We start from the raw sequence: 23,158 nt of genomic DNA, 5'->3' as shown, positions 1-23,158 counted from the left end.
TGGAATTCTTTCCCGTCCGTTCGTTGACAATGAACGAGTGCTATCCTTACAATATAGATGTACGTTTTTTAGACAGCTTCGATGAAATACCGAAATGAACTAAGAAACACCTTGCAAAGGGGAGGTGAACCCATGAGTACACTGACTTGGATTGTCATACTTCTCCTCACTTTGCTGATCGCATTCATCGTAGGCTACTTCTTGCGGAAATCGATTGCAGAAGCGAAAATTCAAGGCGCAGAAACGGAAGCGAATAAAATCGTTGAACGTGCGCGTGAATCGGCTGAGGCAACGAAAAAAGAAGCCGTACTCGAAGCGAAAGATGAAGCATTCAAACTTCGTAACGAAGTGGAAAAAGAATTGCGTGAACGTCGCCAAGAGCTAGCGAAACAAGAAGCCCGGTTGCTCCAGAAAGAAGAGACACTCGATCGCCGTGTTGACGCTATCGACCGTAAGGAAGATCAAATCAATACACGTGATGCAGAGATCGCGAAACGGAAGCATCAAGCTGAAGAACTAGAGCGCAAAGTAGAGGACCTGTATGAACAGGGACGTCAAGAGCTTGTCCGCGTCGCGAATTTATCGCAAGACGAGGCAAGAACAATCATCATGGATGAGACGAAACAGGCTGCTTTACACGACGCAGCCATTCTTCAAAAAGAAATCGAACAAAAAGCAAAAGAAGAAGCCGACAAGAAAGCACGTAACATCTTGTCACTTGCGATTCAACGGTTCGCCGCTGAACATATCGCAGAGACGACTGTATCGGTCGTCAACTTGCCGAACGATGAGATGAAAGGTCGCATCATCGGACGGGAAGGCCGCAACATCCGTACGCTCGAGACCTTGACTGGGATCGACTTGATCATCGATGATACGCCGGAAGCCGTCATTTTGTCTGGTTTTGACCCAATTCGTCGCGAAGTCGCTAAAATGGCGCTCGAGAAATTGGTTCAGGATGGTCGGATTCACCCGGCTCGTATTGAAGAGATGGTCGACAAATCCCGTCGTGAAGTCGACGAGCGGATTCGAGAAATCGGGGAAGAAGCGACGTATGATGTCGGAATCCACGGCATTCATCCGGACCTTGTCAAAATTCTCGGTCGCTTGAAGTACCGTACGAGTTACGGACAGAACGTCCTGTATCACTCACTTGAGGTTGCCCACCTTGCAGGTATGATGGCAGCTGAACTTGGAGAAGATGTCACGCTTGCGAAGCGTGCAGGTCTTCTGCATGATATCGGGAAAGCGATCGACCACGAAGTCGAAGGCAGTCACGTTGAGATTGGTGTCGAGCTCGGTACGAAGTACAAAGAGCATCCAACCGTCATCAACGCGATCGCATCACACCACGGAGATACGGAAGCGACATCTGTCATTTCTGTCTTGGTTGCAGCTGCGGATGCATTATCTGCTGCTCGTCCAGGTGCACGTCAAGAGACACTCGAAAGTTATATCCGCCGTCTCGAACGCCTCGAGGAAATCTCGGAATCGTTCGACGGTGTCGAAAAATCATTTGCGATCCAAGCGGGTCGTGAAGTCCGCATCATCGTTCGACCTGACGTCGTCGATGATGTACTGGCTCACAAGATGGCGAGTGACATCCGGAAAAAAATCGAAGAAGAACTCGATTATCCGGGACACATCAAAGTCACGGTCATTCGGGAAACACGAGCAGTCGAATACGCGAAATAAGTGGAGTGGCGGGCGACCGCCACTTTTTTTAATGAACGGAGGAACAGCAATGAAGATTTTATTCGTCGGAGACGTCGTCGGTGCACCCGGTCGACATATCCTGCAACAATTTACAGCACGCTTGAAAGCGAAATACAATCCGAACGTCATGCTTGTCAACGGTGAAAATGCAGCACACGGACGCGGCATCACGAAGTCGATTTATCATCAATTCCTCGAACTCGGATTCCACGGCATCACGATGGGGAACCATACGTTTGATAACCGTGACATCTTTGACTGGATTGACGACGCGGACCGGATCATCCGTCCTGCGAACTATCCGGAAGGCACACCAGGTCGTGGGATGATGATCGTTAAGGCAGGCAATAAAAAGATTGCCGTCATCAACGTCCAAGGAACGGTCTTCTTACCACCTCTCGGTGACCCGTTCCGTACCGTTGATGAACTGATTGCGGAAGTCGAAGGAAAAGTCGATGCGATCTTCGTTGATGTCCATGCGGAAGCAACGAGTGAAAAAATCGCGATGGGTTATCACCTCGATGGTCGTGTACAAGCTGTCGTTGGCACACATACGCACGTCCAGACAGCAGATGAGCGTGTTCTTGACGGAGGAACGGCTTATATCACGGATGTCGGGATGACAGGTCCGTTGAACGGTGTGCTCGGGATGCGTCAGGAAGATGTCCTACGAAAATTTAAGACACAGCTCCCAACGCGGTTTGAAGTTGCCGAAGGACGGGAACAACTTAATGGAGTCTTGATTCATATCGATGACACAACAAAAAAAGCAACGAAGATTGAACGGATTCATCTGACGGATCAGTCAGTATTCTTCGACTGATTGCCATTTCTGGATGGGGAGGTACACGCATGGACGTCCTGAAAGTATCAGCTAAGTCGAATCCAAACGCGGTAGCAGGTGCACTCGCGGGTGTCATTCGAGAGAGAGGTTCCGTCGAGATTCAGGCCATTGGTGCGGGAGCGCTCAATCAATCTGTCAAAGCCGTCGCCATCGCACGCGGATTCGTGGCGCCTTCTGGCATCGATTTGATTTGTATCCCAGCCTTCACAGACATTTTAATTGATGGAGAAGAAAGAACCGCCATCAAACTCATCATCGAACCAAGATGATGAATTGGACATAGGTCCTATATTTACAAGTAGACCATTTACTCGACTGGAGTAGATGGTCTTTTTGCTGCGTCTTCGAATTTTTCTCACCTTTCCACCGAGGGAGCATTGTACTACTTCCGGTAAATCGGTATCATGAGGGAGGATAGAGAGAACTATCATTTCAGGGGACAGAGAAGGAGCGAACGTCGATGTATAATCAGTTATCATGGAAAGTTGGCGGTCAGCAGGGAGAAGGGATCGAATCAACAGGCGAAATCTTTGCGATTGCCTTGAATCGACTCGGCTATTACCTGTATGGCTACCGTCACTTTTCGTCACGTATCAAGGGAGGACATACGAATAATAAGATTCGTGTCGCGACACAGGAAGTCCGGACGATTTCCGATGATCTCGATATTTTGGTCGCATTCGATCAAGAGACGATCGACGTCAACTTCCATGAATTGCGTCAAGGTGCCATCATCATCGCGGATGCGAAATTCAATCCGACGAATCCGGACGAAGCACGTGCCTCATTGTATGCGATTCCATTTACGGAGATCGCAGCTGATCTCGGTACGGCTTTGATGAAGAACATGGTCGCGATTGGTGCATCGAGTGCGATTCTCGGCATTGTACCAGAGCGTTTCCAAGCCGTCGTCGAACAGATTTTCGGACGAAAAGGTCCAGATATGGTCGAGAAGAACTTAGCAGCAATCCGTGAAGGAGCAGCAGCGTTTGAAGCTCTTGCAGGAGAGGGCGAACGGTTCGTCTTGGAACCGGCTGACGGAAAACAACGGATGTTCATGATCGGAAACGATGCAATTGCTCTTGGCGCGATTGCCGGTGGAGCGCGTCTGATGGCAGCTTACCCGATCACACCATCATCTGAGATCATGGAATACTTAATCAAGAAATTACCGCAGTTCGGTGGAACGGTCGTCCAGACGGAAGACGAACTGGCAGCGGTCACGATGGCAATTGGTGCCAACTATGCAGGTGTCCGTGCTTTGACGGCGTCTGCTGGTCCAGGATTGTCACTAATGGCGGAAGCGATCGGATTATCCGGGATGACGGAAACACCGCTCGTCATCGTCGATACACAACGGGGTGGTCCGTCAACAGGTCTACCAACGAAACAGGAACAATCTGACTTGATGGCGATGATCTATAGTACACATGGTGAAATTCCAAAGGTCGTTTTGGCACCATCAACGGTCGAGGAAGCGTTCTACGATGCAGCAGAAGCATTTAACATTGCAGAAGAGTACCAATGTCCTGTCATTCTATTGACGGATTTGATGCTATCGCTCGGAAAACAATCGGTTGAGCCACCAGATATGTCACGCGTTGAGATCCGTCGCGGGAAGTTGATTCAGGAAGACTTACCGGAACTTGAAGGGAAAGCGTACTTCAAACGCTACGAAGTGACGGAAGATGGGATCAGCCCACGTGTCATTCCAGGCGTCAAGCACGGGATTCATCACGTGACGGGTGTTGAGCACAATGAGGAAGGGCGTCCGTCGGAAGCGACGAAGAACCGGGTCGATCAAATGACGAAACGACTTCGCAAGCTGAATACGTTCCGCTTACAGGATGCCGTTCTTGTAACGGAGCATCATGCAGAACCGGATATCTTATTTGTTGGTTTCAACTCGACACGTGGAACGATTGAGGAAATCATGCCACGACTCAAAACACAAGGGATCAAGGTCGATCACTTGCATATCCGTCAAGTCCATCCGTTCCCAAGTGAACTCGTCACGCCGCACTTAGAGCGGGCAAAACGAGTCATCGTCGTCGAGTACAATGCAACAGGACAACTGGCGAAGCTGATCCAGATGAACTGTGGACATGCATCGAAGATCGAGCATATCCTGAAATTCAATGGCGACCCGTTCTACCCGGCAGAGGTCGTCGAGCAGGTCGTAGGAGGGGTATATCATGGCAACCTTTAAGGATTTTAGAAATGATGTCAAACCAAACTGGTGTCCAGGGTGTGGAGACTTCTCGATTCAAGCAGCGATTCAGCGTGCTGTCGCAAACGTCGGGCTCGAACCAGAAGAGTTAGCATTGATTTCCGGGATTGGCTGTTCTGGTCGGATTTCCGGTTACATCAATACGTATGGCTTCCACGGCGTTCATGGACGATCTTTACCGATCGCCCAAGGTGTCAAGATGGCGAACCGCGAATTGACGGTCATCGCGTCTGGTGGCGACGGTGATGGATTCGCGATCGGCATGGGACATACGATTCATGCATTCAAACGGAATGTCGACATGACGTATATCGTCATGGACAATCAGATTTACGGCTTGACGAAAGGACAGACGTCACCTACTTCTGCACCTGGATTCAAGACGAAATCGACGCCAAAAGGATCGATTGAAAAGAGTGTTTCACCGGTTGAACTTGCTTTGACGGCTGGCGCGACGTTCGTTGCCCAGAGCTTCTCGAATGATTTGAAGGGCTTGACGCAACTGATCGAGCAAGCGACGGCACATAAAGGATTTGCGTTCATCAACGTCTTCAGTCCATGCGTCACATTCAACAAGGTCAATACGTACGATTGGTTCAAGCAGAACTTGACGAAGCTGTCCGATATCGAAGGATACGATCCGTCGAACTTGGATCTTGCGAAACAGACCGTTCATGCACACGATGGTCTCGTCATGGGATTGATCTATCAGGATGAAACACGTCCTGATTACCAGTCACAAATCGATGGGTACCAAGAATCCGGTCTCGCGTATGCGGATCTTGAGCTAAACGAAGAAACATTCGGTAAACTAGCGGCAGAATTCATGTAAGATAGAGGAAAGATGTGTTTGGTTTTTTGGGGATGCTAAACATTTGGAAGTTCGCCACATATAAATAAACGTGAGCTTCCGCGAAGGAGTCGGGGAAAGATGACGAAATTAGTAACAGCGGTAGAAGAGACGACAACGACGAAAACGATGCGTGCACTTGTCAAAGAAGAGCGCGGATTCGGTGCGGCACTGAAAGAAGTACCCGTACCCGTACCGGATCGTGGAGAAGTCTTGATTCGAGTCGAGGCAACATCAATTTGTGGGACGGACGTGCATATCTATGAGTGGGATGCGTGGGCAGCGTCACGTGTCAATCCGCCGTATGTCTTCGGTCACGAGTTCTCGGGCGAAGTCGTCGAGCTCGGGGAGGGTACAAAACGCTTGAAACTTGGTGACCGTGTCTCGGCTGAGACGCATATCGTCTGTCATCAATGTAAACAGTGTCTTCGTGGGCAATATCATATCTGTAAGAACACGAAGATCATCGGTGTCGATACACAAGGCTGTTTTGCGGAATACGTCGTCATGCCGGAAGAAAACCTCTGGGTCAACCCGGAAGATATGCCAGCGGGAATCGCTTCGATTCAAGAGCCGATGGGAAATGCTGTCCATACCGTTCTTGCGAGTGATGTCAGCGCTAAAACGGTCGCAATCGTCGGTTGTGGTCCAATTGGTTTGATGGCAGTCTCAGTCGCTAAAGCAGCCGGTGCGGCGGAAGTCGTCGCGATCGACGTCAATCCATATCGTCTTGAACTCGCACGGACGATGGGGGCGGATGTCGTCATCGATTCACGTCATGACGATGTCTTAGAGCGGATCGAGCGTATGACCGACGGCGACGGAATCGACGTTGTCTGTGAGATGAGTGGACATCCGGCTGCGATTCGTCAAGCATTCGAAATGGTGACAGCAGGTGGAGACGTCAACATCCTCAGTCTGCCGGTCAAACCGGTCGAAATCGATTTGACGAACCACGTTGTCTTCAAAGGCGTCCGGGTTCAAGGCATCACCGGTCGGAAGATGTATGAGACATGGAGTCAGGTTTCTGCTTTCTTATCAAGTGGAAAAGTTGATGTCCGACCGTTGATTACACACACGTTGCCGCTTGAGCGGTTCGAAGAAGGATTTGAATTGATGCGTCAAGGGAAATGCGGGAAAGTCGTATTACAACCAAGGGGGACGAATTAATGGGATTTGAACACTTACGGACAGAATTAGAAGAGATGAAACAGGCGGGCACGTTCCGCAACCTTGTAGCACTCGAGAGCGCGCAACACAATCGCGTGACGATTGACGGGAAGGAACTGATCCAACTGTCGTCGAACAACTACCTCGGACTCGCAGCACATCCGCGTCTTGCTGAACAAGCAGCGGAAGCAGCGCGGACGTTTGGTGCCGGAACAGGATCGGTTCGAACGATTGCTGGAACGCTCGAGATGCACCAAGCGTTTGAGCGGGAACTCGCGACATTCAAGCATACGGAAGCGGCACTTGTTTTCCAGTCGGGATTCGCAACGAATCTCGGTGTCTTATCAGCGTTACTCGGTCCTGAAGACGTTGTTATCTCGGATGAGTTGAACCACGCTTCGATCATCGATGGGATCCGTCTGACAAAAGCGAAACGCCGGATTTATAAACACGTTGACTTAGCGGATCTTGAAGCAGCATTACAAGAAACACAAGACGCACGGACGCGCCTCGTCGTCACGGACGGTGTCTTCTCGATGGATGGGAACATCGCACCACTTCCAGAAATCGTTGAATTAGCCGAGCGTTATGACGCGCTCGTCATGGTCGATGATGCGCACGCTTCAGGTGTTCTTGGGAAAGCAGGACGCGGTACGGTCAATCACTTCGGTCTTGACGGTCGTGTTGCCTTGCAAGTCGGTACACTCTCAAAAGCAATCGGAGTCCTCGGTGGATACGTTGCGTGTGAACAACACGTCAAAGATTACTTGATCCATAAAGGGCGTCCGTTCTTATTCTCGACATCACATCCACCAGCAGTCGTTGAAGCAAACCGGGAAGCACTTCGTGTCATGGAAGAAGAAACGGTCCTCTTTGATCGTCTGTGGGAAAACACGGAATTCTTCAAACAAGGATTACGGGATCTTGGATTCGATATCGGGACGTCTACGACACCGATCACACCGGTCATCGTCGGTGATGAGGCGCGTTGTCACGAATTATCCGATCGCCTCCGTCAAGAAGGTGTCTTTGCTCAAGGAATCGCCTTCCCGACCGTTGCAAAAGGAAAAGCACGTGTTCGGACGATCGTAACGGCGGAACATACACGCGAAGACTTGACGACAGCGCTTGCAGCGTTCGAAAAAGTCGGTCGTGAATTAAACTTGATCGGTTGATATCGATCACGGACGAACCAGGTCCGCATACTTTCAGGCAGCGGATCAGCGATCCGCTGCCTGAAGTGCGTCATGACGAAAGAATCAAAGTCGACCGTTTTTACTTTTGCGAGATAGGGAATAATAGATGAGGAAAGGATGTGACCTGATGAGTATGAAGAAGAAAGGGATACTGCTCTCATTTTTGATGCTGACACTACTCCTTGGGGGGTGTATTCGCATCCAGTACGATGCAACGATCCATACCGATCAGAGCGTCACCTTAAAAACGACATATGCCGCAAAGGAACATCCAGTGGCGCGTTTACTGAATCTAAATCCGAATTGGAAAGGTTATGTCAAACAGGCAGAAAAGAATGGCTATGCGGCAAAGACGTTCAAGACGAAGGATGACTACGAAGGCATCCGGATGCAGAAGACATTTGCGAACTTCAAGGACATGACGTCGATCAAAGACGAATGGAAGACGGGCATCGGTGGGATTCTCATTCCACCTGATACGAAGTTCGACATGAAAAAATCAGACGGATTTTGGTTTGATACGTATCGACTTGATACGAACATCGATCTAAGTATCGATCGCCTGAACATCAAAGGGTATCAACCGACGGGTCAAGTCAAGAAACTTGCTGATCGTTATATTCGCCAAGCCGATATCGAGATCAAGCTCCACGGTCCGAAAGTGATTGGTCTCCAAAACGGAGAAAAGATCGACTGGTCGAATTACCATGATGTGTCATGGAAATTATACGGAACGAAAGCAAACCAACTACAGTTGATTGCCTATGTACCAAATCCGACAGGCTGGATCATCACCGGTGTTGTATTATTGATCGGTGTTGGCTTATTGCTTTACTGGATCTTTCACCGTGTCCGTCGTTTGCGTCGGCAACAGTTGAAGACAATCAGTATTTCGCTCCTTGTCTGTTTGATTGTCGGAGGAGGGGCATGGTGGCTATTCGCGGAAGATACATCGAGTGCTCCACCGCCAACGCGTCAGATCGTTACGCAAGGAAAGAGTGAAATCGTACCGACGTTCCTCGTCCATGGATTGTTCGGTACAGAGCGGACGTTCGTCCCAATGATTCAGAACTTCACGAAAAAAAAAGTTGCCGATGATGGCGGTCGATGTGACGTGACTCGTTCTGGGAAAGCGACTTGTAGCGTCACACCCTCGCCAACCGGCTACCCGCTTGTCCGAATCGTCTTTGCAGACGACGAGGCGAGCCTTGCCGATCAACAAAAGTGGTTGAATGCAGCGATTGCTGCGTATGATGCGAAACAAAAAGCGACCTTTGCCGATATCCAGCTCGTCGGGCACAGCATGGGTGGTGTGGATGTCGTCGCCTATACGGTCCAAGAAGAGATGCCGTATCACGTCCGAAAAGTTGTGACGCTCGACTCACCAATCGCCGGCTCCGATTATGCAAAACTCGGGTTGACGCTCGCACCGCTTGGCACGAATACGAACAGTCCCGCCATTCGTGATCTCGCGAAGGGCTCACCAGCGATGAACAATTTAACTAAGCGGCTCGAGACGTGGCCGCGCGATGTACTCGTCTATTCGTTTGGTGCCAAAGGAGGCGATTTCAATCTGATTTCGTTAAAGAGTTCCTTTGCACTCGAGAACTACACGGATAATATCCAGACAAAATCGTATAAATATGATCACTTCACGATTCATCGCCGGGAGCCGGTCTTCCGCGAAATCCGCAATTTCCTATTTAAAGAAAATCGGGTCACGGAGGAGGAATCATCATGAAACACGTCGTCATCGTCGGCGGAGGAATTGCAGGTTTAACGGCTGCGGCTCTGATCGCACAAGAAGGCCATACTGTTACCGTCCTTGAAGGAAGTCGTGAATGGGGGGGATCAGCCGGGAAGTTCACGCGCCGGGACCTGACGTATCCGGTAGGGGCGACACTCGGAATGGGGTTTGAGCCCGGTGGTATTCACGCCCGTGTTCTTGATCATCTTGGAGTAACGCATCAGGTCGAGTCGCTCGACGTCGTCATGACGATTCGCATCGCAGGACGGACGATTCATTATTATCAGGATCGTGCTGCGTTTCTAACCGAATTGACGTCACATTTTCCGGAGCAGGCATCGTCGATTCAGGCTTTCTTTGCTGAAATCGAGCAGATTCACGAGATGATTCGTCCGCTAATGGCAGAACTTCCAGCATTACCACTTCAAGATCCAGCAGACGTCCGGCGGTTAGTCCGTCACGCGAAAAGTGTTGTTCTCTTGCCGTATGTTCCGCTGACGATTGGTCATTTGTTACGAAAACATCGACTAGCGGATACGTTATTCGCACAAGTGATCGATGGGATTTTGCTCGACAGCATGCAGACAGGGCAGGAGGCCTCAGCTTTACTAGGAGCCGTCGCCTTATCGATTTATCATGAAGGTGCCTATTATGTTCCGGGAGGCTTGTACCGACTAGCTGAGCAATTGAAAGAGACAGCAGAGGAGAGCGGGGCAACCTGTCTCCTTGGGCGAAAAGTCACGTCGATTCGAAAGACATCAGATGGATTTTTGATTGAGGATCGCCGAGGACGCTTGATGCTTGCTGATGCTGTCATCTGTGCGGTTCCACTTGAAGGCATCCGGGAAGTCGTCAGCATGGATATGCGACGAACGTTACGACGAACGTACCGACGACAGGAAAAATTACAGCAATGGGCGACCTTTACGTATTATGCGGCGATTCCAGAGGCACTCATTTTGTCTGACGAAGCATTCCGGCAAGTTCATGATCCGTCCTTACCTTCAGGTCATGCCTTCATCTCGCTGTCCCGTCCGGATGATCGATTACGTGCACCAGTTGGTCAGCGGACGCTGACGATGTCATGCCATGTTCCGATTGGTACGTTTGATAAGACGAACCGGAAACGCTATGACGGACAAGTCGAGACGATGTCGGCGATCTTCGAAGCCATTCTCGAACAGCAGTTTCCTGGCTTCGCGCAACAGGCAATCGAACGCCATCCGGGTGGACCAGGTGCATGGGTCCGCTATACGTTCCGTCCGGATGGTGGAGTCGGTGGATATCCGCAACGTCCGAGTACGAGTCTCCTATTCGCGGCACCGTTTCGAACAGGTGTCAATCACTTCTTTGCAATCGGCGATACCATCTTTCCGGGTGCTGGAACGATCGGTGCGACGACGTCTGCGATCCATGCTGCCCGACAGTTTGGAGTCAGATTGTGAGAAATCGTCGTAAAATGATGAAAGAAGCGACGCATCTGTCGCTTTTTTCACATTTGAGGATTATGATGAGGAAGAGTCGGGAACATGATATCCATGAACACAAAGAGAGAAGGAGTGAAGAACCATGGAGACATTCGAGCAAAAATGTCAGTCGTTCATTCAGGAACGACGACCTGAAGTCGGTCCGATTCAATTCGAGTCGGCGCGTACGTTTCTCAATGCACGCGGTTTAAGTGTCTACGAACGGATTTATCAAGGGAAAGAAGAAGTCCGATTAGCGTTCGTTGAACAGACAAATGGTCAACAACTCGTTTCATTAATGGAAAATACATTCGGCAACGGACTGGTCTATTTTGTCTCAACGGCAACCGCGACATGGGATGGCGACCGTTTTGGTGAATACACGTTTTAAGTACATAGGGAGTCCCAGTCGATGACTGGGGCTCTTTCGTGTCGAAACCTAATCCTTGTCCCGTTCGTAAGGTAGATAAGTGACTCAGTTGAAGGAGGAAACGATGTGTCATCATTTGAACAACCTAAAACATCGACACGGCGGCTTGCAACCGTTTCGTTGATTTTCATGGCGGTCGGATTCGTCGTCTCATTGCCATTTAAAGAAAATGCGTGGGTCTTTTGGCTCCAGAGTGGTTTTGAAGCCGGACTCGTCGGTGGGATTGCCGACTGGTTCGCGATCACGGCGCTGTTTCGTCATCCGCTTGGCTTAAAGATTCCCCATACGAACCTATTGCCGAAAAATCGGGAACGGGTCATCGAATCGATTGTTCATATGCTCGAGACGGACTTACTGAACAAAGAAAGTATCGTTGCGAAGCTGCAACATATGACGCTTGCAGATCGTGTCATCAAAATTTTACGTTCGATTCTGGTCTTACCTGCCTTTCGAGCAACCGTCACCGAGCTGTTGATGGGTTTGATTCGGAAACTACCGAAAGAGGCAATTCTTGAGTTTGCGAATACACGGGTGACGGAGACGATCAAAGCGTATCCGTCCAAACGGCTGGCGGTCCGGGCGATGGAGTTGAATGAGGAACGTCGACTCGACGAGTGGCTGATGGATCAGTTACTCGATTACGGCCAACGTCTTCTCGAAGATCCGATCATTCGCGATCAGATTGGCCGCCTTGCTTATACGGCAATGATTGACCAAGAAAAGAATACGTTTTTGCGGGTGACGGCGCGCACCGTCCAAAAAGTCTATTCGGAAGAAAAACTCAGTCTGGTCATTCAAGGCGTCTTGTTGACGGTCATTCAAGATATGCGACACGTCCATCATCCGAATCGACTCGCGATTCTCGATCATCTGCGTCGTAACCTGGCACAGTTGTCGATTGATGAAGAGCGTCTCGCGAAAATCGATGCTTGGAAGGCAAGTGAGGTCGACCGGTTTGACTTCGTTCCGGTCATTGAACGTGCATATGACGCTGGTCTGATCGAGCTCGAACGCTATTTGACGTCAGACGCTTTCTGGACGGAACGGGCGATGCCGATGCTTTCGCGCGCTTTAGACGACTGGGAACAGCATCCGACGTTCAAGGATAGCAGTGATCAGTGGATGAAGGAGCAACTCGTGCGTTTCGTCGAACAAAATCACCAAAAAATCGGCGGACTCGTGCGCGAGAACTTGAATCGGTTCGATACCGAGACACTCATTCACATGATCGAGGATAAGGTTGGCAGTGACTTGCAATGGATCCGGGTCAACGGAGCATTGTGTGGATTCATCATCGGTTTGATCCTCGGTGCCATCAAGGTGTTCGTCGGATGAGTCGGTGGACGTATGATCTGACGTTGTCGGAAGCATTTGATTTTAAAGGAATCGTGTCTCGTTTGACGGAAGACCCGTTACAAATCGAACAGAATGGGCGACTCGTTGTTCCAATCTTCGTTGAAGAACAGGCGTATATTACGACGGTTGAAGATATCGACGGCTTCACGTTACGGATTGACGGTTCAGGACCGCAAGCAGCGGTGTTGGCACAACTCAAGCGACGCTTTCGACTCAGTGAGCCGAATCCTGCGCAGCGTCTTAAGACGACGTCATTACATGCGATCGTCGAACAGTTCGGCGACGAACGGCTCGTTCTTGATCATTCACCGTTCACGGCCTTGATTCGTTCGATCATCCATCAACAAATCAATCTGTCGTTTGCGCATACGTTGACGGAACGTGTCTTTCGGACATTCGGAACGGTCAAGGATGGAATCATCCTACCGCCGATACCGCGCCAACTAGCGGCAGCGCGTCGCGAGGACTTGCTCGCTCTGCAACTATCAGGACGTAAAGTCGATTATCTACTCGGGGTAGCAACAGCAGAGATTAATTATGAGGAATTGACGTCAGCGACCGACGCAGAAATCGCTGAGACATTGATTGCACTGAAAGGTGTCGGACCATGGACGGTTCAAAACGTCCTGATGTTCGGGTACGGTCGTCCGGATCTTTTCCCGGCATCGGACATTGGGATATTACGGGCTTTTGAACGATTACTTGGATATCGACCGACAGTAGAAGAAGCGACGCGACTGGCAGAGGAATTCGCTCCTGTTCGCAGTCACGCTGCTTATCTATTATGGCGTTCGATTGAATAAGGAACTATTCTTGTCACTCTATCGTCAGAACGGTATAATGAATGCGATAGAACGAGGAATCGTTCAGAAATGCTAAGGGAAGCGACGTGTTCGCTAACGATAGAGGGGACGAATGTGGATGTATACAGATGAACAAATCATCGAAAAAGCCAATGAAATCGCCAAAATGATTTCAGAGACACCGGAAGTAGAACGATTCAAAGCGGCAGAAGCCAACATCAATGGGAATGAAAAAGTCCAAAAGATGATGAAACAAATCAAGTTCCTTCAAAAAGAGGCAGTTAACTGCCAACATTACGGCAAAACAGAAGCACTCGCACGTGTCGAAGCGAAGCTCGATAAATTGTTCGCTGAGCTTGATGAGATGCCTGTCGTCCAACAGTTCCAAGAAACGCAAGAAGAAGTCAACGGACTTCTCCAATACATCACGGTGACGATCTCGAACGGGATTACGGATCAAATCATCGAAGCAACGGACGGAGACGTTCTTGCAGGTAAGACAGGTAGCGGTATGGAAGCAGAAAACAAAAGCGGCGGTTGCGGCTACTAATCACGAAATGAACGAAAAGCCGACGGACATCCGTCGGCTTTTTCGACGAATGAGGTGGAAGAATGGAAGCAGTACACAACACACCGATGATGAAACAATACTTCTCGATTAAGGCAGATTATCCGGACGCTTTCTTGTTTTATCGGCTCGGTGATTTTTATGAATTATTTTTTGAGGATGCCAAGAAAGTCGCCCATGAACTGGAGTTGACGTTGACGGCGAAAAACGGTAAAAACGCGGAGCATCCGATTCCGATGTGTGGCGTGCCCCATCACGCGGCGAACGGCTACATCGAACAGTTGATCGAGCGTGGTTATAAAGTGGCGCTTTGTGATCAAGTCGAGGATCCAAAGTTGACGAAAGGACTCGTCAAACGCGAAGTCATCCAAGTCATCACACCGGGAACGTTGATGTCCGCCTTGACAGAAAAAGAAAATCGTTACTTAGTTGCGGTCGTTGAACAGGACGGTCGCTTTGGGATTGCCAGAGGAGATGTCTCGACGGGTGAGAGTGCCTTGACAAGCGTTGCAACACTCGATGGTGTAATCAAAGAATTAAGCATTATCTTGCCACGGGAAATCATCGTCACGACAGAGGAACATGAGACGGCACTTGCGTCCTTACGGATCCCGCTAACGCGCAGTTCACGACGCGAGACACATCCACATGGAGATCGCGCGATTGATACAGCCCAAGCGGAAGCCTTTGCTGTCCTCTATGCCTACATGCACGATACACAAAAACGAGCGTTGACACATCTGCAACCAGCCATTGTCTACGAAGCGAGCGATTTCATGCAACTCGAACCGAATACGGTCAAGAATCTTGAGCTCGTCCGCTCGGCACGGACAGGAGACAAAAAGGGTTCGTTGCTTGGTCTACTTGACGTGACAGGTACAGCGATGGGTGGACGGATGCTGAAACGCTGGCTGGAAAAACCGTTGTTATCGGAGCGAGTCATCACGGAAAGGCTCGACGCTGTCGAGGAACTGTTGCAACACTATTTCGAGCGTCAGCAATTAAAAGATACGTTACGGGAAGTCTATGATCTTGAGCGACTCGTCGCAAAAGTCGGTTACGGAACAGCGTCAGCGCGTGATCTCGTTCAATTGAAGTCGACGTTGCGATTGATTCCCCGTATCCAATCAGCACTTGAAGAGATGATGAGCGAACGTCTCGGTCAACTTAGTCTCGGACTCGATCCACACGACGAATTGAGCGATCTACTCGATCGTGCGTTCGTTGAAGCCCCACCGATCTCAACGAAAGAGGGCGGGATGATCAAGTCCGGTTATTCACCAGACCTCGACGAGTTACTTGTCGCTTCAAAAGACGGCAAGACGTGGCTTGCGACACTCGAAGCAAATGAACGAGCAGCAACCGGCATCAAGACGTTGAAGATCGGTTACAACCGTGTCTTCGGCTATTACATCGAGGTCTCGCGTGCAAATGCCAAACTGTTACCGGAAGGACGGTATGAACGGAAGCAGACACTCGCCAATGCTGAGCGTTATATCACACCGGAATTAAAAGAAAAAGAAGCGCTGATCCTTGGTGCGGAAGAGAAAAGTGTCACGCTCGAGTACGATCTCTTCTGTGGAGTGCGTGACGAAGTCAAAGGACATATCGAAAGCTTACAGCGCGTCAGTCGCCGGATTGCGGAACTCGACGTCCTCGTCGCACTGGCTGAGATTGCCGAAACACACGACTATGTCCGACCAATCACGACGACCGGCCGAACGGTTGATATTCAGGAAGGACGTCACCCGGTCATCGAGACAGTCTTACCGCGCGGTGAATACGTCGCGAACGGGATTACCTTAAACGAAGGACGCGAGATGCTGTTGATCACTGGACCGAACATGTCCGGTAAATCGACCTATATGCGACAGTTCGCCTTGATTGCTTTATTGCATCAAATTGGCTCGTTCGTACCAGCTGCTCAAGCGGAACTGCCGATCTTCGATCAAATCTTCACCCGGATCGGGGCAGCAGACGACCTCGTCAGTGGACAGTCGACATTCATGGTCGAGATGGTCGAGACACAAGAAGCCTTGACGCGTGCAACGGACCGGTCTTTGATCCTGCTTGATGAAATTGGTCGCGGGACCTCGACGTACGACGGGATGGCACTCGCACAAGCAATCGTTGAACACATCGCCCGGCACGTTGGAGCGAAGACGCTATTTTCGACCCATTATCATGAACTGACGGTGCTCGAAGAATCGATTGATCGATTAGCGAACGTTCATGTCCGTGCCGTTGAACAAGATGGGCGTGTCGTCTTCTTACATGAAGTACGCGACGGAAAAGCCGACCAATCGTACGGAATCCATGTCGCACGGTTAGCTGATTTACCAGATAGTCTGATCGAACGGGCGCAAGTCCTCTTGTCCGAGTTCGAGCAGTCTGAGCCTGTTCCGGTCGCAGCACCTGTAAAAGCTCCTGTTCAGGAGGAGCCGATTGATCAACTCAGTCTGTTCTCAGATGCGGATCCGCTGCGTGAGACGATGGCGAGTCTTGATTTGATCAATATGACGCCACTCGAGGCATTGAATACGCTGTATCGTCTACAAGCCGAAGCGAGAAAGTGAGGAGAATGCAGTGGGAATCATTCGTGAATTATCCGATAGTTTAGCGAACCGGATCGCGGCGGGAGAAGTCGTCGAACGACCAGCGTCGGTCGTCAAGGAACTGGTCGAGAACGCACTTGATGCCGGTGCGACCCAAATCGATGTCGAACTCGAAGAAGCCGGAATGAAACGGATGACGATCCGTGACAACGGACACGGGTTTTACCCGGATGACGCTGAACTGGCTTTCGTTCGTCACGCGACGAGTAAGATTAAGGACGAGCATGACTTGTTCCGAATCAAGACACTTGGTTTTCGCGGAGAGGCCCTTGCCTCGATCGCGTCCGTCAGTAAAGTGACGTTGAAGACGAAACGCGAGGACGCGGAAGGGATTCAAGTGACGCTTGAGTACGGGACGGTCGTTCAGCGGACACCAGCTGCCATGAACCGAGGAACGGAATTGACAGTCGAGCATCTCTTCTTCAATACACCGGCTCGGCTCAAATATTTAAAGACGACGCATACGGAGCTTGCCGCAATCACGGACGTGTTGAACCGAATGGCGTTCGCCCATCCGGACGTCAAGCTTCGGGCTACCCATGAAGGGAAGACGCTGATTCAGACGAATGGATCGGGAGACGTCCGGCAAGCACTGGCGAGTGTCTACGGTCATCAAACGATCCAAGGGACGTTGGTCGCTAAGGGAGCGAATGCCGATTATCAACTGACATGTCATCTCGTCAAACCGGAAGTGACCCGTGCCTCGAAGAATTACATCACGTTGATTCTTAATGGACGTTCGGTCAAAAACTTCGCCCTGACGCAAGCGGTCTTGAACGGTTACCATACGCTCTTACCGATTGGACGGTATCCGATTGCCGTCATTGAGGTGACGATGGATCCACTCCTGATTGACGTCAACGTCCACCCGGCGAAACGGGAAGTTCGTCTCTCAAAAGAGATGGAACTCTGCCAGTTGATTCAAGAGACAATCAAGATGACGCTCAGCCGAGAGACGTTGATTCCGAAGGTGACGCCACCGAAACCGAAAAAGGATCCGAGTAGTCAAGAGAAACTCGATTTTTCTTACGTCGCGGAACCGGTCGAGGAGACGTCATCGCGAGCAGTCTGGAATTATCCGATTCCGAAAAAACCGCAAGAGGACGATCGACCCTCTGTAGAGAAACCATTGCCATTTAGTAACGAGGATGATCTATTCGAGCCCATCGAACCGGTCAAGCAGGACGTTGTCGAACCGATGGAGGAATCCCACGCGCGTCCGCGCTTTCCACACCTCGACGTCATCGGACAACTTCATTCGTCCTATATCGTCTGTGCCGGAGAAGAAGGGATGTATATGATTGATCAACACGCGGCTCAGGAACGGATCAAATACGAGACGTATAAAGTCATGTTCGGTCGACCACCGGAGCAACGGCAGCAATTACTCTTACCATATACGTTTGAAATCTCGTCAGATGACATGAAACGAATGGAGGAAATCCTTCCGTTACTAAAAGACGTCGGCATTGAATTCGAAGCGTTCGGTCCACAGAGCTTCATCGTCCGAGAAGTCCCGACGTGGTTCCCGTCCCATCGACAGGAAGAGACGATTCAAGAATTACTCGATGAGGCATTGATGAAACGGAAAATCGATCTTGAGACGTATCGGGAAGATGCCGCCATCATGATGGCATGTAAGAAATCGATCAAGGCGAATCATCCGTTGAACGATGAGATGATGCGTCGGTTGATTGATGATTTAGCGAAGACAGAGATGCCGTTCACGTGTCCACACGGACGTCCAGTCATCATTGAATGGACGACATATGAACTCGAGAAGTTATTCAAAAGGGTCATGTGATCAAGAAGAGGAGTCGATCCCATTCAGGTGTCGTCTCAGATTATAGAAAAGGGAGCTGACTCAAAAGTTAGTTTCTACAAAGAATGACGCGTCATACGCAACTCCTACAGGAAAAAGCGCATTTATGCGCTTCAGAGACAAACAAGACCCGCTTTCCTGCTTGTATAAAGCAGGAAAACTGGCTTGTGTCTCGCCTGAGGAAAGTGCGTGAAAAGACGCGTCATTCTTTTTTGGAGTCAGCCTCTTTTTCGTTCGTCTCGAATCATTTATTGTACTGATACACGATTGAGTAGTTTTTGTTTGTTCTAATACAAAAAAAGTGTGGTTTTTCATGAGAACGGTTACCTCGGTTGATTCACTAGATTTCATTGATTGTTGAAGGAAAGAGGCGGATAATAGGACCCGAAACTGTTAACAAGGGGACCTTTATCATGCTGTCACGCGTTATGCGTATTATTCAAATCATTGCTCAAATCGCACTCATTTTTTGCTTTTCACTCAGTGGGGACTGGGTGAGCGAAACCTTTCAATTACCATTACCCGGTAACATCATCGGCTTGATTCTACTGTACCTGGCGTTAAAAAGCCGTCTGCTCCCACTCGTTGCTGTTGAACGGGGCGGGACATTTCTTCTGTTCGTCATGCCATTGTTCTTTGTTCCAGCACTGTCCGGAATCATGGATTATACCGTATTTCTCCGGACGTCCGGCTTACAGGTCGTGTTGATCGTCATCGTCAGTAGCCTTCTGACATTAGTCGGATCAGCATATATCGTCGATCGTTTAGCACACCGAAAAGAGGCGGTGACACGACATGAATGAGGCACTGTTTTGGATCATCCTGTCAATTGCATTGTTTAGTATCGCAATGTTCATCTATCAACGTTATCCTCGTGTCTGGACGTTACCAATCCTGACGGTAACGGTAGTTTTGATCTTAATTCTCGTCTATTCTGGAGTCTCACACGCAGAATACATGCAAGGTGGACAATATCTATCGAAGATGCTTGGTCCGGCAATCACGGCATTTGCGATTCCGCTCTACCGCGTCCGGCATCACGTTCGGCGTTTTCTACCAGAAATCGGACTTGGTGTTTTGCTTGGAACATGTATTGCCATGAGCTCTGATTTGTTACTTGGTCTATTGCTTCATCTTGAGCGGACAACGAATCTTGCTCTGTTACCGAAGTCGGTCACGTTACCTGTCGCCTTGGCAATTTCACAAAAAGCTGGTGGGACGACGACGCTGACGGCTGCCTTCGTTTTATTGACGGGGTTAACTGGATCGATCGTTGGTCCGAAGCTCATGACGGGATTGAAGATTCGCCACTTCGTCAGCCGTGGGGTCGGTTTAGCATCAATTGCTCATGTCATGGGCGCGACGAAGTCGATGAGTCTCGATCAACGGGAAGGAGCGGTCGGTCTATTGACGATGGTCTTGACGGCCGTCTGTGCCAGTGTCATCGCACCGGTTTTAATCACATGGTTATATGGGTGAACACTCTGTTCTTTAGCAGAGTGTTTTTTTATCGTCGATTGAAACTTGTCGACTGTTTTAGCAGTATAGTACAACAAAAACAGGGTGGAGGAGAACAAGATGATTATTTGGATTAACGGTACGTTTGGCGTTGGTAAGACGACTGCAGCAAACGGATTACAACAACGTTGGAACGGCTCGCACATTTTTGACCCGGAAGAGACGGGTTATTTTTTACGAGCACAGCTGCCGACAAACAAAGATGACTTTCAGGATGAGCCGTTGTGGCGTGCGTTCAATCGACAGCTCCTCGAGCAGCTCGATACGGAAAAGGCACGGATCATCGTACCGATGACATTGACGAATCCAGCGTACTTTCAGGAAATCATCGGGACGTTACGAGCGAACGGTCATGACGTCCGTCATATCGCCTTGATGGCGAAGGAGACGACTGTCAAACGTCGGTTGATTAGCCGCTTCGAGCATCCGAATTCATGGGGTGGTCAACAGGCAGAACAACGCTTACGTCAACTGACCGATCCATTGTTCAGTCAACAGATTCAGACGGATGATCTGACAAAAGGACAAGTTGTCGATGCGATTGCCCTCGTGACTGGGATCGGACTCTCGCCTGCCCGACCATAAAGGATTCAAGAAAGATGTTTCCGGGAATCATTAGATGATAATAGATGAGGAGGAAACAATCTTGAACGAAGGGCAACTTATTGCTAGGAGGATTTATGAATATGAAACACTGGATGACTGAGAAATTGGGCAGGCAGTTGATGGCGATTTTTTATAGTGTCTTTGCACTAAGTGTCATCACATCGGTTGCCAGTTATTTATACGTGGACAATGCAGACGGTCGGACGAAAGAACAGGTACTCGACCAGTTACAAAAGACACAATGGTTCTGGTTTTTGAACTTGATGGTTTTTTTATTTTGTCTATTGTTCATCGTCCGTCCGTTGATTCATCGTGTGACATCACAGCTCCGCGAATTGAATGTCAAAAGTCGTCGTCTTGCGGAAGGAAAGTCTATTTCGCTCGAGCATGATGTCGACAGCCATAATGAAGTCGGTCAATTGACGGCATCGTTTTACCAGATGGCACGGTCGATCTCATCACAACATGCGGAACTGTCAGCAAAGAATCAAGAAATGAAACGCAATCAGGAAGTACTGACGCAAAAGCAAGACGAACTTGAGCACGCTTTGGAAGTGACCCGGACGAACGAGTTGCATCTACAAGATCGGAACGAATTAATCGAAACACTTGCCTCAAAAGAGAGTTTATTTGATTATTCTTCTGTCATCAGTACGATCGTCCGATTGACGAAGACGGAATTTGGTGCCCTGTTGCTGATCAAAAATAATGAGATCGCCCAAGTCGTTCCTAAGGAGATGACGGAGGATCAGCAGGAGAGCTTAAAAACAGAATCATTGCTGCTGAAACGAGTCATGATTTCAAAGGAAACCGCACATTCCTCAAAAAAGGTCGCGAACGACGATCTCATCAAGTATCCGTATCACGTCTATGAAGGTGTTATTCCGATCATGGATCCGGCAAAAGAAGAATTGATTGCCTGTCTCTATCTAGCAAGGTTTGACGCACCATTCAACCAACAGGATCTAGCGGAACTGGAATCGTTCTCGAAACAAATCGCGATCTCATTGATGCGGATGTCACTCTATGAACAGATGGAATACGAACGAAAAGAGACGGCGCAACTGTTGAATTCCGTTCGGGAAGCGATTCTTTATATCAAACATGAGGAAAAGACGATCTTAGGGAATCAGGCATTATTTGATATCTTCCAGTCGTTACAGGTCGAGGAAGATAATGACTCAATGACGTTTCTTGAGGTCCAACCAGAGACGATGTTCGAGCAGATGGACCAGAAAGAAGCTTTTGAAGCGTACTTTGAAGAAGTTTTATCGGGAGAGATCCCTGAGGGCATGTTCTCTTTGTCGATCGACCAGGGTGAATATTTCATTCAAGTTTATGCCGAAGCCATCGCGCATGGAGAACAGTCGAAGGGAACGATCCTCGTCTTTCGTGACGTCACGGCTGAGACAGAGGTTGATCGGGTCAAATCAGAACTCGTCTCGACGGTTTCGCATGAACTTCGAACACCGCTCTCTTCGATTTATGGCTTTACGGAGCTGATGTTGAAACGGGATCTGGATCCCGAGCGGAACAAGCGATACTTGCAAACGATTCATGATGAATCGAAACGATTGACCAATCTTGTCAGCGACTTCTTGAACGTCCAGCGGATGGAGTCAGGAAAGCAAGAGTATGATAAACAAATCTTTGATCTGAAAGAAATCGTCAAGGAACAAATTCAGTTTTATCAAGCAGCGACGGAACAACATAGTCTGCAGCTTGATTTGAATGACGAACAGGACTTTATGGTCGAAGCAGATGCGAACAGTATGAAACAGCTACTTGGAAATCTATTGAATAATGCAGTCAAATACTCACCGGACGGTGGGGATGTCGTTGTGACGCTGACCCATCAGCACAATCAGATTGAACTAAGCGTCCGTGATTTCGGAATCGGGATTCCGAGTCATTCGATGCCGCATCTATTCAGCAAGTTCTATCGTGTCGATAACTCAGACAGCCGAAAAATCGGCGGAACAGGTCTTGGATTATCGATTTGTAAGGAAATCGTTCGAGCGCATGATGGCAACATCGAAGTCGAATCGATCTTGGGAGAAGGGACGGTTTTTCGGGTCAAGTTACCAAGTGCGACGGACGCGTTACTCGAAGCAGAATGAAGAGACGAAGAAGAGGCGATATCATGCGCCTCTTCTTTTTTGTCGTTTCACGTGTGAGATTCGTCCAAATTCATGCGCTTGGCTAAAACGAGTAAGATGCA

Annotated in this window: 19 protein-coding genes; all 19 read left to right on the top strand. The window is 49.4% G+C overall.

Annotation, left to right across the window (positions count from 1 at the left end):
- Nucleotides 1-132 precede the first annotated feature (132 nt).
- Nucleotides 133-1,695: a ribonuclease Y gene (gene rny / locus BW42_RS06935; protein ID WP_023467703.1), complete on the top strand. Its 1,563-nt coding sequence runs from the start codon at nt 133-135 to the stop codon at nt 1,693-1,695.
- Between the two features lie 49 nt (nt 1,696-1,744).
- Complete coding sequence (locus tag BW42_RS06930) at nt 1,745-2,539, top strand: TIGR00282 family metallophosphoesterase (RefSeq protein ID WP_035408850.1); 795 nt, start codon at nt 1,745-1,747, stop codon at nt 2,537-2,539.
- Nucleotides 2,540-2,568: 29 nt separating this feature from the next.
- A complete protein-coding gene (locus BW42_RS06925) occupies nt 2,569-2,829 on the top strand; it encodes a stage V sporulation protein S (RefSeq protein ID WP_023467705.1) in 261 nt (86 codons plus the stop codon).
- Nucleotides 2,830-3,020: 191 nt separating this feature from the next.
- Nucleotides 3,021-4,769, top strand: a complete 1,749-nt coding sequence (locus BW42_RS06920; RefSeq protein ID WP_035408849.1) for a 2-oxoacid:acceptor oxidoreductase subunit alpha — start codon at nt 3,021-3,023, stop codon at nt 4,767-4,769.
- On the top strand, nt 4,756-5,622 hold the full coding sequence (locus BW42_RS06915; protein WP_023467707.1) for a 2-oxoacid:ferredoxin oxidoreductase subunit beta: 867 nt from the start codon (nt 4,756-4,758) through the stop codon (nt 5,620-5,622). Before BW42_RS06920 ends, BW42_RS06915 begins: the two co-directional genes overlap by 14 nt.
- Nucleotides 5,623-5,721: 99 nt before the next feature.
- Nucleotides 5,722-6,810, top strand: coding sequence for an L-threonine 3-dehydrogenase (tdh, locus tag BW42_RS06910; protein ID WP_035408847.1), 1,089 nt, complete (start codon nt 5,722-5,724; stop codon nt 6,808-6,810).
- Nucleotides 6,810-7,985 (top strand): glycine C-acetyltransferase, encoded by a 1,176-nt coding sequence (locus BW42_RS06905; RefSeq protein WP_035408845.1) that lies wholly within the window; start codon nt 6,810-6,812, stop codon nt 7,983-7,985. The genes tdh and BW42_RS06905 overlap by 1 nt, the downstream gene beginning before the upstream one ends.
- A gap of 148 nt (nt 7,986-8,133) precedes the next feature.
- Nucleotides 8,134-9,747: an alpha/beta hydrolase gene (locus BW42_RS06900; RefSeq protein ID WP_231496874.1), complete on the top strand. Its 1,614-nt coding sequence runs from the start codon at nt 8,134-8,136 to the stop codon at nt 9,745-9,747.
- Nucleotides 9,744-11,198, top strand: a complete 1,455-nt coding sequence (locus BW42_RS06895) for an NAD(P)/FAD-dependent oxidoreductase (RefSeq protein ID WP_052019065.1) — start codon at nt 9,744-9,746, stop codon at nt 11,196-11,198. The genes BW42_RS06900 and BW42_RS06895 overlap by 4 nt, the downstream gene beginning before the upstream one ends.
- 124 nt (nt 11,199-11,322) lie before the next feature.
- Nucleotides 11,323-11,610, top strand: coding sequence for a hypothetical protein (locus BW42_RS06890; protein WP_029341204.1), 288 nt, complete (start codon nt 11,323-11,325; stop codon nt 11,608-11,610).
- A 105-nt stretch (nt 11,611-11,715) separates the two neighbouring features.
- Entirely contained in the window at nt 11,716-12,984 is a 1,269-nt protein-coding gene (locus BW42_RS06885) for a DUF445 domain-containing protein (protein WP_035408840.1), read from the top strand.
- Complete coding sequence (locus BW42_RS06880) at nt 12,981-13,808, top strand: DNA-3-methyladenine glycosylase (protein WP_035408837.1); 828 nt, start codon at nt 12,981-12,983, stop codon at nt 13,806-13,808. Before BW42_RS06885 ends, BW42_RS06880 begins: the two co-directional genes overlap by 4 nt.
- A 112-nt stretch (nt 13,809-13,920) precedes the next feature.
- The gene (locus BW42_RS06875; protein WP_023467714.1) at nt 13,921-14,358 is read left to right on the top strand and encodes a RicAFT regulatory complex protein RicA family protein; all 438 of its coding nucleotides are present in this window, start codon (nt 13,921-13,923) and stop codon (nt 14,356-14,358) included.
- 62 nt (nt 14,359-14,420) lie between these two features.
- Nucleotides 14,421-16,952, top strand: coding sequence for a DNA mismatch repair protein MutS (gene mutS, locus BW42_RS06870; protein WP_035408834.1), 2,532 nt, complete (start codon nt 14,421-14,423; stop codon nt 16,950-16,952).
- 10 nt (nt 16,953-16,962) lie between these two features.
- A complete protein-coding gene (mutL, locus tag BW42_RS06865; protein WP_035408831.1) occupies nt 16,963-18,795 on the top strand; it encodes a DNA mismatch repair endonuclease MutL in 1,833 nt (610 codons plus the stop codon).
- Nucleotides 18,796-19,226: 431 nt separating this feature from the next.
- On the top strand, nt 19,227-19,616 hold the full coding sequence (locus BW42_RS06860; RefSeq protein WP_052019064.1) for a CidA/LrgA family protein: 390 nt from the start codon (nt 19,227-19,229) through the stop codon (nt 19,614-19,616).
- On the top strand, nt 19,609-20,292 hold the full coding sequence (locus BW42_RS06855; protein WP_035408827.1) for an LrgB family protein: 684 nt from the start codon (nt 19,609-19,611) through the stop codon (nt 20,290-20,292). The genes BW42_RS06860 and BW42_RS06855 overlap by 8 nt, the downstream gene beginning before the upstream one ends.
- Before the next feature lie 99 nt (nt 20,293-20,391).
- Complete coding sequence (locus tag BW42_RS06850) at nt 20,392-20,916, top strand: AAA family ATPase (RefSeq protein WP_035408824.1); 525 nt, start codon at nt 20,392-20,394, stop codon at nt 20,914-20,916.
- A gap of 101 nt (nt 20,917-21,017) precedes the next feature.
- Nucleotides 21,018-23,057, top strand: coding sequence for an ATP-binding protein (locus BW42_RS06845; protein ID WP_035408821.1), 2,040 nt, complete (start codon nt 21,018-21,020; stop codon nt 23,055-23,057).
- Nucleotides 23,058-23,158 lie beyond the last annotated feature (101 nt).

This window comes from Exiguobacterium sp. RIT341, assembly GCF_000632205.1.
Taxonomy (GTDB): Bacteria; Bacillota; Bacilli; order Exiguobacteriales; family Exiguobacteriaceae; genus Exiguobacterium_A.
Note: the sequence above shows the minus strand (reverse complement) of the source record. Positions and strands in the feature narration are given on the sequence as shown.

Excerpts from the sequence above, each read along its gene's own strand:
- BW42_RS06915 (WP_023467707.1), top strand. The coding sequence starts at position 4,756 with ATGGCAACCTTTAAGGATTTTAGAAATGATGTCAAACCAAACTGGTGT.
- BW42_RS06920 (WP_035408849.1), top strand. The coding sequence starts at position 3,021 with ATGTATAATCAGTTATCATGGAAAGTTGGCGGTCAGCAGGGAGAAGGG.
- BW42_RS06860 (WP_052019064.1), top strand. The coding sequence starts at position 19,227 with ATGCTGTCACGCGTTATGCGTATTATTCAAATCATTGCTCAAATCGCA.
- BW42_RS06855 (WP_035408827.1), top strand. The coding sequence starts at position 19,609 with ATGAATGAGGCACTGTTTTGGATCATCCTGTCAATTGCATTGTTTAGT.
- BW42_RS06930 (WP_035408850.1), top strand. The coding sequence starts at position 1,745 with ATGAAGATTTTATTCGTCGGAGACGTCGTCGGTGCACCCGGTCGACAT.
- BW42_RS06850 (WP_035408824.1), top strand. The coding sequence starts at position 20,392 with ATGATTATTTGGATTAACGGTACGTTTGGCGTTGGTAAGACGACTGCA.
- BW42_RS06925 (WP_023467705.1), top strand. The coding sequence starts at position 2,569 with ATGGACGTCCTGAAAGTATCAGCTAAGTCGAATCCAAACGCGGTAGCA.
- BW42_RS06895 (WP_052019065.1), top strand. The coding sequence starts at position 9,744 with ATGAAACACGTCGTCATCGTCGGCGGAGGAATTGCAGGTTTAACGGCT.
- tdh (WP_035408847.1), top strand. The coding sequence starts at position 5,722 with ATGACGAAATTAGTAACAGCGGTAGAAGAGACGACAACGACGAAAACG.
- BW42_RS06875 (WP_023467714.1), top strand. The coding sequence starts at position 13,921 with ATGTGGATGTATACAGATGAACAAATCATCGAAAAAGCCAATGAAATC.
- BW42_RS06890 (WP_029341204.1), top strand. The coding sequence starts at position 11,323 with ATGGAGACATTCGAGCAAAAATGTCAGTCGTTCATTCAGGAACGACGA.
- rny (WP_023467703.1), top strand. The coding sequence starts at position 133 with ATGAGTACACTGACTTGGATTGTCATACTTCTCCTCACTTTGCTGATC.
- mutS (WP_035408834.1), top strand. The coding sequence starts at position 14,421 with ATGGAAGCAGTACACAACACACCGATGATGAAACAATACTTCTCGATT.
- BW42_RS06880 (WP_035408837.1), top strand. The coding sequence starts at position 12,981 with ATGAGTCGGTGGACGTATGATCTGACGTTGTCGGAAGCATTTGATTTT.
- BW42_RS06905 (WP_035408845.1), top strand. The coding sequence starts at position 6,810 with ATGGGATTTGAACACTTACGGACAGAATTAGAAGAGATGAAACAGGCG.
- BW42_RS06900 (WP_231496874.1), top strand. The coding sequence starts at position 8,134 with ATGAGTATGAAGAAGAAAGGGATACTGCTCTCATTTTTGATGCTGACA.
- BW42_RS06845 (WP_035408821.1), top strand. The coding sequence starts at position 21,018 with ATGAAACACTGGATGACTGAGAAATTGGGCAGGCAGTTGATGGCGATT.